The following is a 9,275-nucleotide window of genomic DNA, read 5'->3' as shown; positions in this document are numbered from 1 at the left end:
ATCGCCCGCGAATCCGGCAAGCCGGAGCAGGTGATCGAAAAGATGATCGAAGGCCGCATGAAGAAATTCGTCGCGGAATCGACTCTGCTGAACCAGCAATTTGTCGTGAATCCTGACCTGACCGTCGAAGCCGCGGCCAAGGAAGCCGGCGCGACCATCACCGGTTTCGTTCGTTTGGAAGTTGGCGAAGGTATCGTGGTTGAAAAAGAAGATTTCGCCGCTGAAGTCGCCAAAGCCGCACAAGGCTAAAACGTTACAGGGAAAGTGCCGGCAACGGCCTTTCCCAACAAAATTGAAGGGTTGCGCATCGCGTAACCCTTTTTCTTTTGCCACCGGCAATAAGAAAACTTTCATAAGTATAGAAGGATTGGAGGGCCCCGCATGATGGGGATGGTCGAGGCCCCCCAAAATTCCGACACCGGTACGCGGACAAATAGGCGCCCCCTTGTCAGAGTGATCGGAGAGCTTTGTTATTGCAAAGATCCAATCCAATGTTCCCTGGCTAAAGCCACCACTCACGGAACACTCTCACTTTGCAACTTTTACGATTGGTTTGAAAAGTAGTGATTTCCTTACCTAGGGTAAACTGACGCGGGATAGCGTCAAAATATTGCGGTTATGCTTCCATAATGAACATCTGATTGTGCAGTGACGCCTTGAGAACCGCTTGCGCAGTCGTTTCGACCGAAAGCGCCTCGCGCGCGAGTCGCAGGTGCTTCTCTACCGTTGCAGATGTCAGTCCCATCAACAGCGCGATATCCTGAGTGGTTTTCCCGTCACCAACCCACTGCAAAGCTTCGCGTTGGCGTTTGGTAAGTGCCCGGTTCGGCGGAAGGAACGGCAATGTCAGGATTTTCAGGTGGGCGACATTGTTCATAAGCAGAATGTCGTCGCCGTGCTCTTCCCACACCGCATCCACATCTTTCTGGCTCAGCCCTTCATTGGCCGACAGGGAAATCGCCCCCTTCGAGCGCATGGAAACCGAGTTGAAGCTGACGGTATAGCCGGAAACCACGCCCATGGATTTGTTGAACTCAAAAACTTCGCGCTCCTTCGCGGTCATCGTTCCGCCAGAGCTCATGTCCTGCAACATTTTCCAGCTGGCGGCGCCTTCGTTGTCCAAGGCCCACTTCAACATCGGAGCGTGAAAATACAGACCATCCTTGATGAACCCGTCCACATAAGCCCGTTTGTGGTTCGTCAGGATTACGAAATCTTCCGGGTCACCCAAGGACGTGGCCGTCCGAAATTGCGTGTACCCATAGATCAGGCGGGTAAATCCGAACTCGGCCATTTGCCGGCAATGTGCGTCCCACAGGTCTTCCAAGGTTTTGGCGTAGCTGACAAAGCGAAGATATTCCTTGAGCTTCATGTCGCGCTGCCCGCCATCAGATGAGCCGCGAGCGCGTCCAGCGCGAGGATATAGCTGTGGGCACCGAAGCCACAGATCTGACCCAGTGCGACAGGGGCTATGTAGGACCTGTGCCGAAAGGCTTCCCGGGCATGAATGTTGGAAAGATGCACTTCGACAACCGGCAGTTCCACCGATGCAATCGCATCCATAAGGGCAATCGACGTATGCGTGAACGCGCCTGCGTTCAGTATCAGCCCGCTTTGTACACCGCGGGCCGCGTGAATGGCGTCAAGCAGCACACCTTCATGATTGGATTGCTGGTGGGTGACTTCCAGCCCAATAGAGGCGCCATGCTGAACGCAACGGTCCTCGATCATATGTAGTGTCGTGCTGCCGTAAACCTCGGGCTGCCGTGTGCCAAGCAGATTGAGGTTTGGGCCATTCAATACCAAAACGTTATGCATGTTTTCACGATCCCCATACTTGGTTCATAGACGCGAAAAGGCTGGGTTGTCTACCTGACTTTGGCGGATTGAATACAGACAGTTGCCCGGAAAACAGACCTTGAGATGGAAGAGGAAACCATCTTCAGTCATTCGACATGAGGACACCGCGCGTCCGTTTGGACTTGGGTCGTACATCCACGTCCGTTTTTCGGTTGCGGGAAAACAGGTTTTCGGGCGCATTGGCGTCGGTTTCACGATCAGAAAACAGAAACTGTCCGGGGTTTTCGGTCGGCCCCTTGCGACGCTGAGTAATACTTGCATACCGTCCTTGATGCGATTGTACATTGTCATGTGGAATTTTCGTTCAACCCGGTTACGCTCCAACGCAGCGGGCGGCTGATTGCCGTAAAGACAACACGGCTTAGAACCGGGTCGGAACGCAAACGAAATCAGATATAGCAGAGGAACATGACAATGACCCCGGATACCCTTTTCTCGCTGCCCGGCAAAACCGCATTGGTCACCGGAGGCGCCACGGGTATCGGTCGGATGGCCGCAGAGGCATTGGTCAGGGCCGGCGCGCGTGTACTGATCGCTTCTCGAAACGGGGACGCGTGTGTCGCGGCCGCCGCCGAGCTGAATGCGCTGGAGGCGCCTGGAAGTGCCGAAGGGTTTGCCGGCGACATCGGTAGCGAGGCAAGCATCGCCAAACTGGTGTCGGACATTCAGGACCGTACGGAAAGGCTTGATATTCTTATGAATAACTCTGGCGTGACCTGGGGTGCACCCATGGGTCAGTTTCCGTATGACGCGTGGGACAAGGTGATGTCGGTCAACGTGGCCGGGGTATTCGAGCTTACCCAGAGGCTGCTGTCGATGTTGATGCAATCCGGAACCGCAGATGATCCGGCCAGGGTTGTGAACGTCGGGTCCGTGATGGGAGAAATTCCCATGGGGGATGGTGCCTATAGCTATTCAGCCTCGAAGGCCGCGGTTCTGCATCTGACAAAAATCATGGCCAAGGAATTGTCGCCTTACCACGTGACGGTCAACGCGCTGGCTCCGGGGCCGTTCGTATCGCGGATGACAGCCTTTGCTACAGCGGATGAAGACAAGCGTGAAAAGGTCGGCAAGTCAGTGCCGCTTGGGCGCGTCGGCTGTGACGAAGATATAGCGGGATGCGTGCTGTTTCTGTGCGGACGTGGCGGCAGTTATGTAACCGGTTCGATAATCCCGGTTTCTGGTGGGATCAACGTCGTAACGTCGGGCAATATCTTTGCCGAAGCCTTCTAAGTCGCGCTGCGGTCAAAGCCGATCCGTTTCACAACGTGTTGGATTTGTGCCGTTTCTTGTTTTTCGACAGCTCAATTTCCAGGTTCGGCAAGCTGTTCTTGCCAAAGAACATTTCAGAGCCGTAAAACAGGCTGGGAACGCCAAAAACGCCGCGGCGAACGAACGATTTGGTCTGATCCTTCAGGTCCTGTTTGATTTCAGGGCTTGTCATGGCCTCGCGCAGCTTACGAACCGGCAGTTCATTTTCCTGTAGAATGTCAATCAGAACGGCCAATTCGTCCGCCTTTTGCCCGTGCACCCATATGGCATCAAAGATGGCGTTTATGTATTTGATTTCCCATGATTTATCACTGGCGAACCGGGCGCCGCGCATCGCAAATTTCGTATTGATCGGAAAATGCGGGCTCATGTGAAAGCTCAACCCGCGACGCCGCGCGAACCGATGCAAGTCATGAGTAAGATAGGCGGTTTTCTGGCGGTTCTCGGAAAATGCCTGAAACGGGCTCTGGTTGTGCGTTGCCTTGAAAACAACAGGCAGAAGGACAGGGGAATAAGTGATCCTGGCATTGTGCCGCTCGGCCAGCTCTGGCAGCATCTTGTGGGCCAGAAAGGCATTTGGGCTGCAAAAGTCGTAAACGAAATCTATGTTTTGCGTCATGATGTTCCTCCAGACCGGTCCGGTATGACCCCATCCAAAAATTTACAAGCGAATCTGTATCGGTTTCATTGTATCACCTGGATTTAAGGTGTGCCTCTTGGCACTGCTTGTATAACCATTCATTTCAGCCCGGGTTTTGCTGTTGTTTCAGGCCCCACGCATACACGATATTAATCAACGTCTGGTGGAACTCAAAAAGTGCTTCGAAAACAAGTCATGTTCGATGAAACGCGCCTGGGCCGGATTCGCATCTGGATGGACCGCTATGTTGAGCAGCGTAAATACGCGGGCTCGTCCTTTTTGCTGAAGCACAAAGGGGATGAGGTCTTTTTCCACGCCAGCGGCCTTCGAAATCTGGAAGAGGACTTGCCGTTCCAACGCGACACGCTGGTGCGCATCTACTCGATGACCAAACCCGTCACGTCTGTTGCCTTGATGATGCTGGCGGAACGAGGGCTGTTTCACCTCGACGCGCCGCTGTCCGATTTCCTTCCCGAATTCCAACAGATGCAGGCTCTGGTACCCGGCGCGGAAAGGCTGGATCAAACCGAGGACGCGGCAAGCCCGACCCTCCATCAGTTGCTGACCCATACCGGCGGTTTCAGCTATCCGTTCAATCCCGGGATTCTGCCGGAGGCGATGGATAATAAGGACCTGATATTCAAACCAAATCAGGGGCTTCTGAAAGATCGCGTACGTGAACTGGCAGAGTTACCTTTGGCTTTCCAGCCCGGGACACGTTGGGAATACTCTGTTGGAACCGACGTGCTTGGACGCGTTGTCGAGGTCGTCTCGGGACAGACCCTGGAACAATTCTTCAGGCGGGAAATCTTGGCACCCCTCGAGATGCGCGAAACCGGGTTTTCCGTGCCGGCGGGGGCAGGGGACCGGTTCGCCTCTCTTTATACGCCGCTGGCTGGCGACGCGATGGCGTTGAATTCCGCGGATCAGGGAGGCGATACCTTGCGGCTGGTGGATGCCCACGAAGCTTCACCATTTGCAAATGCGACAACCTTCTCGGGCGGCGGCGGGCTGGTTTCCACAATCGATGACTATGTCAAATTCGTCGACATGCTTCGCAATCGCGGGTCCGGCAACGGGCATCAACTGCTTGGCCCTAAAACGGTGGACTTCATGATGCGCAACCACTTGCCGGGCGATATCGCTTCGATGGGACCAAAGAGCTTTGCAGAACAGCCGATGGAGGGCATGGGATTTGGCCTTGCAGGGTCCATTGTCCTGAACCCAGGTCGGGTGCGCGTGCCCGGGTCCGTTGGCGATTTCAGCTGGGGTGGCATGGCCTCGACCTATTTCTGGATCGACTGGCAGAACGATCTGACGGCTGTGTTCTTCACGCAATTGTCGCCGTCCAGTTCCTACCCGTCCCGGGCTGAACTCAAGGCCTTGGTGCACGCGGCCATGATTGAATGATTTTGCTCAGGCTGATACCCGGGTTTCGATCAATTAGCCCATGAGCAGACTATGACCGAAGCGGAACGCATCTTACTGGACCTTCTGGATATCGAACGGCTTGAAGTCGATCTTTTCCGCGGCACCGGGTCAGGTGGAGAAACACCAACCCGAATTTTCGGCGGTCAGGTCATCGCGCAGGCCTTGGCTGCGGCGTACAGAACCGTGGAAAACCGGTTGTGCCATTCCCTGCACGCCTATTTTATCCGACCTGGAGACCCAGATAAACCCGTTATTTATCAAGTTGATAGGGCACGTGACGGGGGGTCGTTCACAACCCGCCGCGTTGTCGCCATTCAGAATGGCAGGCAGATCCTGAATATGTCAGCTTCCTTTCACGTTCAGGATGAAGGTTGGGAACATCAGCATCCGATGCCAACCGTGAATCCACCCCAGACATATCCATCGCGTTCCGAGCTTCGACACGCATATGTGGATCGCGTGCCCGAAGGTTTTCGGGGTGAGCTTCTGCGTGAACGCCCGATCGAAGTTCGCGAGGTGGATCATCTGGATCCGTTCAACCCCGAAGTGTCGGAAGACCGCAACAAAACCTGGTTTCGCATGGCGGCTGCCGCGTCTGCGGACGCGAAAACTCAACATCTGCTTTTGGCTTATGCGTCAGATATGAACCTGATGTCGTCGGGTTTACGACCACACGGGCTCAGCTGGTTTTCCGGGGAATTCAACGGCGCCAGCCTGGATCATGCTTTGTGGTTTCATGCACCTGTGAAATTTCAGAACTGGCATCTGTATGTGATGGATTCTCCGTGGACGGGGCAGGGACGCAGCTTCAATCGCGGATCGATCTATTCAGAAGACGGAACCCTGGTCGCGTCGGTGGCTCAGGAAGGTCTTATGAGGAAGGTTCAGAGAAAACTTTAGGTATCTGGCGTAAACTGTTGATTCAACTTTCGCATCCCGCCCAGCCAGCGATCGTAATCAGCCGCTTTGAGTTGCAGATAATCCAACACCTGCGGATGCGGAAGAACCAGAAACCGTTCTTCCCGGATGGCTTGTACGCAGGTTTCAGCGACGTCTTCGGGCTCCAGCATTCCGTCGATCGATGCCACTGAAACCTCGTGTCCTTCAGTCATTTTCGACCGGACCGCCTGAGGACAAAGAACCGATACCCGCAGACCTTTGGTGCCATATGTCAGCGACAGCCACTCGGCAAATCCGACTGCCGCGTGTTTCGTGACACCGTATGGCGCCGCACCGGGTTGGTTCAGCAAACCCGCCGCCGAGGCCGTCGTCAGAATATATCCGCCGCCGCGACCGATCATACGAGGCACCAAGTGCCGCGCGGTCCACACGTGCGACATCACGTTGATTTTCCAAATCTTTTCCCATTGATCGTCGGGAACATCCAGACCGCCAAGCGTCAGGATTCCGGCATTTGCGCAGAACAGATCAATTGGACCAACAGTATCTTCGGTGAAATCAATCAACGCCTTGATCTGTTCCTCATCCGAGACGTTACATGTGAACGCAACGCCGCCAGTTTGTGTTGCGATGTCACGGGCTCCGGCTGCGTCAATATCCGAACAGATGACGCGCGCACCGTCCTGAGCAAAGCGCGCCGCCAAACCCCGGCCAATGCCGTCTGCGGCGCCGGTCACGACGACAGTTTTGTCTCTGAGTTCCATGGCGCATTCCAAAACAAGTCTTGTGTGTTCTGGGCAGAGTGTTCACTTTGCGGCCAAGTTACAAGTAACCTATAATTACCATAATACTGATTATACGAATAGTGAACACAGCCAGGAGCGCACCATCCCCAAATACGACTCCTGCCAACATTCAAACGAATTTGCCATCATGTGCGCAGGATGTGATTACCCCAAGGCGTATCCCGCGCCGCGGACGGTTCGCACTGGATCGGTCCCGCCATATTGCGTCAGAGCTTTGCGCAAACGCCCGATATGCACATCGACGGTTCGGGTATCGACATAGATGTCGCGGCCCCAAACCCGGTCCAGCAATTGCTCGCGGCTCCAGACCCTGCCCGGCTTTTCCATGAATGTGCTTAGAAGCCGGAACTCGGTCGGCCCAAGCTTCAGGGGTTTGTCGTCCCGGCTGACCTTGTGCGTCTCGGAGTCAAGAATGATGTCATCGAATTCCAGGCGCAAACCAACGGTCGAAGGACGGACGCGGCGCAATTGCGTGCGAACGCGCGCCATCAGCTCGACCACGGAATATGGCTTGACCACGTAATCATCCGCACCGGTTTCCAGGCCGCGAACTTTGTCCACTTCCTCGGTCCGGGCCGACAACATGATAATCGGGATTGAACGCGTGTCCGGGCGGCTTTTCAGGCGTCGGCAGACCTCGATACCGCTCAGATTGGGCATCATCCAGTCCAGAACAATGATGTCCGGACAGTCTTCGTCCACCAACAGCATGGCTTCTTCGCCGTTGGCGGCCTTGGAAACCCGAAATCCTTCAGCTTCCAGATTGTAGGCCAAAACCTCACGCTGGGCCATTTCATCTTCTACAACCAGAACGGTAGGTTGATCTGCTGACATCTCAATCGTCTCCTACACGGTTTGCGACGTGGTGTCAGCCTTGGGCCGGGCTTCGGCCGGGCGGTCGCCGGTGACCAGATACACGACCTGTTCGGCGATCGAGGTTACGTGATCGCCCATGCGTTCGATGTTCTTGGCGATGAAATGCAGGTGCATGCAGGCCGAGATATTGCGCGGGTCTTCGGCCATGAACGTCAGAAACTCCCGGAACAGGCCGTTATACATCTGGTCCACCTCTTCATCGCGGTTGATGACGTCTGTGGCCAGTTCCGCATCGCGCTGAATATAGGCGTCCAGCGCATCACGCAGCATCCGTTCGACCTCGCGTGCCATACGGCGCAGGGCCGCAGCGCTTCCGGAGATCTCGCTGGCATTGACCAGAACAGTGGTTCGTTTGGCGATATTCTTGGCATAGTCGCCAATGCGCTCAAGGTTGCCGGACACCTTCAGAACCGACAGGATCAGCCGCAGGTCACTGGCCGTGGGTGCACGCAGCGCAATCAACCTAGCCGTTTCTTCGTTGATCAGCTCTTCAAGCGCGTCGATGGCCTTGTCGCCTTTTCGCACCTCTTGCGCCAACTCTTCATCGCGGGTTTCCAGCGAGCGCGCCGCGCCTATGATGGCGGCCTCGACCAGCCCGCCCATCTTCATGATATGCGCTTGGATCGCTTCGAGGTCGCGGTCAAAAGCAGTTGCAATATGTTGTTCGCTCATTGTCAGATACCTGTGCTTAGCCGATGCGACCGGTAATATAACTTTCCGTGCGCGGATCTATCGGATTGGTAAAGATCTGGCCGGTTTCACCGAATTCAACCAGATTGCCCAAGTGGAAAAAGGCCGTTTTCTGACTGACCCGTGCAGCCTGCTGCATCGAGTGGGTGACGATCACAACCGAAAACCGCGACCTCAGCTCATCGATCAACTCTTCGACCTGTGCGGTCGCGATCGGATCAAGGGCCGAGCACGGCTCGTCCATCAACAGAACTTCGGGTTCGGTGGCGACGGCCCGGGCGATGCACAAACGCTGCTGCTGGCCACCGGACAGACCGGTGCCAGGTGCATCCAGTCGATCCTTGACCTCATCCCAGATCGCGCCGCGACGCAGGGATTTTTCCACGATTTCATCCAGTTCCGCCTTGTTGCGGGCCATGCCGTGAATGCGCGGGCCATAGGCCACGTTGTCATAGATCGACTTCGGGAACGGGTTGGGTTTTTGGAACACCATTCCGACCTTGGCGCGCAACTGGACCGGATCGACACGCTTGTCATAGATGTCTTCTCCATCCAGCAGGATGTCGCCTTCGACGCGGCAGATATCGATGGTGTCGTTCATTCGGTTCAGGCAACGCAGGAAGGTGGATTTGCCACAACCAGATGGACCGATGAAGGCCGTGACGGTCTTGTCCTCGATCTCAACGCTCACGTCCTTGATCGCATGGGCCTCACCGTAGAAAACCTGTACGTTCTTGGCGTTGATCTTGATGTCTTTGGAGTCCACGGTTCTCTCCACTCGTGTCATGTCGTTCATTTCA

Annotated in this window: 10 protein-coding genes and 1 pseudogene; 4 read left to right on the top strand and 7 right to left on the bottom strand. The window is 55.3% G+C overall.

What is annotated here, in order from left to right; genetic code table 11:
* A pseudogene (locus AC2FNN_RS15395) lies at window positions 1-249 on the top strand (translation elongation factor Ts); the annotation flags it as partial.
* Window positions 250-616: 367 nt separating this feature from the next.
* Here AC2FNN_RS15395 and AC2FNN_RS15390 read toward each other — a convergent pair.
* On the bottom strand, window positions 617-1,372 hold the full coding sequence (locus AC2FNN_RS15390) for an autoinducer binding domain-containing protein (protein ID WP_496759395.1): 756 nt from the start codon (window positions 1,370-1,372) through the stop codon (window positions 617-619).
* On the bottom strand, window positions 1,369-1,818 hold the full coding sequence (aroQ, locus tag AC2FNN_RS15385) for a type II 3-dehydroquinate dehydratase (protein ID WP_496759394.1): 450 nt from the start codon (window positions 1,816-1,818) through the stop codon (window positions 1,369-1,371). Before aroQ ends, AC2FNN_RS15390 begins: the two co-directional genes overlap by 4 nt.
* 456 nt (window positions 1,819-2,274) lie before the next feature.
* On the opposite strand from aroQ, the gene AC2FNN_RS15380 reads away from it, so the two are divergent.
* Window positions 2,275-3,093 carry an SDR family oxidoreductase gene (locus AC2FNN_RS15380; protein WP_496759397.1) on the top strand — a complete coding sequence of 273 codons (819 nt, stop codon included), beginning with the start codon at window positions 2,275-2,277 and terminating at the stop codon, window positions 3,091-3,093.
* Window positions 3,094-3,121: 28 nt separating this feature from the next.
* On the opposite strand, the gene AC2FNN_RS15375 is transcribed toward AC2FNN_RS15380, so the two are convergent.
* Window positions 3,122-3,751 carry a 2-hydroxychromene-2-carboxylate isomerase gene (locus tag AC2FNN_RS15375; RefSeq protein ID WP_496759393.1) on the bottom strand — a complete coding sequence of 210 codons (630 nt, stop codon included), beginning with the start codon at window positions 3,749-3,751 and terminating at the stop codon, window positions 3,122-3,124.
* A gap of 216 nt (window positions 3,752-3,967) precedes the next feature.
* Here AC2FNN_RS15375 and AC2FNN_RS15370 point away from each other — a divergent pair, with 216 nt between their 5' ends.
* A complete protein-coding gene (locus AC2FNN_RS15370) occupies window positions 3,968-5,182 on the top strand; it encodes a serine hydrolase domain-containing protein (protein ID WP_496759392.1) in 1,215 nt (404 codons plus the stop codon).
* A 51-nt stretch (window positions 5,183-5,233) separates the two neighbouring features.
* Window positions 5,234-6,103 carry an acyl-CoA thioesterase gene (locus AC2FNN_RS15365; RefSeq protein ID WP_496759391.1) on the top strand — a complete coding sequence of 290 codons (870 nt, stop codon included), beginning with the start codon at window positions 5,234-5,236 and terminating at the stop codon, window positions 6,101-6,103.
* Here the strand turns inward: AC2FNN_RS15365 and AC2FNN_RS15360 are convergent.
* The 4 genes from AC2FNN_RS15360 to pstB form a co-directional block, all read right to left on the bottom strand.
* A complete protein-coding gene (locus AC2FNN_RS15360; protein WP_496759390.1) occupies window positions 6,100-6,867 on the bottom strand; it encodes an SDR family oxidoreductase in 768 nt (255 codons plus the stop codon). The genes AC2FNN_RS15365 and AC2FNN_RS15360 overlap by 4 nt on opposite strands.
* Window positions 6,868-7,053: 186 nt before the next feature.
* Window positions 7,054-7,743 carry a phosphate regulon transcriptional regulator PhoB gene (phoB, locus tag AC2FNN_RS15355; protein WP_496759389.1) on the bottom strand — a complete coding sequence of 230 codons (690 nt, stop codon included), beginning with the start codon at window positions 7,741-7,743 and terminating at the stop codon, window positions 7,054-7,056.
* A gap of 12 nt (window positions 7,744-7,755) precedes the next feature.
* Window positions 7,756-8,457 carry a phosphate signaling complex protein PhoU gene (gene phoU / locus AC2FNN_RS15350; protein WP_496759388.1) on the bottom strand — a complete coding sequence of 234 codons (702 nt, stop codon included), beginning with the start codon at window positions 8,455-8,457 and terminating at the stop codon, window positions 7,756-7,758.
* Between the two features lie 16 nt (window positions 8,458-8,473).
* On the bottom strand, window positions 8,474-9,271 hold the full coding sequence (pstB, locus tag AC2FNN_RS15345; RefSeq protein WP_496759387.1) for a phosphate ABC transporter ATP-binding protein PstB: 798 nt from the start codon (window positions 9,269-9,271) through the stop codon (window positions 8,474-8,476).
* Between the last annotated feature and the right edge of the window lie 4 nt (window positions 9,272-9,275).

The sequence above is a fragment of the Ruegeria sp. BHSA118 genome (assembly GCF_059613405.1).
The sequence above is the reverse complement of the archived record's forward strand: the minus strand, read 5'-3'. Positions and strand labels throughout refer to the sequence as shown.

Bases quoted from the DNA above. Each gene is read 5' to 3' on its own strand.
- AC2FNN_RS15390 (WP_496759395.1), bottom strand. From the start codon at position 1,372: ATGAAGCTCAAGGAATATCTTCGCTTTGTCAGCTACGCCAAAACCTTG.
- aroQ (WP_496759394.1), bottom strand. From the start codon at position 1,818: ATGCATAACGTTTTGGTATTGAATGGCCCAAACCTCAATCTGCTTGGC.
- AC2FNN_RS15380 (WP_496759397.1), top strand. From the start codon at position 2,275: ATGACCCCGGATACCCTTTTCTCGCTGCCCGGCAAAACCGCATTGGTC.
- AC2FNN_RS15375 (WP_496759393.1), bottom strand. From the start codon at position 3,751: ATGACGCAAAACATAGATTTCGTTTACGACTTTTGCAGCCCAAATGCC.
- AC2FNN_RS15370 (WP_496759392.1), top strand. From the start codon at position 3,968: ATGTTCGATGAAACGCGCCTGGGCCGGATTCGCATCTGGATGGACCGC.
- AC2FNN_RS15365 (WP_496759391.1), top strand. From the start codon at position 5,234: ATGACCGAAGCGGAACGCATCTTACTGGACCTTCTGGATATCGAACGG.
- AC2FNN_RS15360 (WP_496759390.1), bottom strand. From the start codon at position 6,867: ATGGAACTCAGAGACAAAACTGTCGTCGTGACCGGCGCCGCAGACGGC.
- phoB (WP_496759389.1), bottom strand. From the start codon at position 7,743: ATGTCAGCAGATCAACCTACCGTTCTGGTTGTAGAAGATGAAATGGCC.
- phoU (WP_496759388.1), bottom strand. From the start codon at position 8,457: ATGAGCGAACAACATATTGCAACTGCTTTTGACCGCGACCTCGAAGCG.
- pstB (WP_496759387.1), bottom strand. From the start codon at position 9,271: ATGAACGACATGACACGAGTGGAGAGAACCGTGGACTCCAAAGACATC.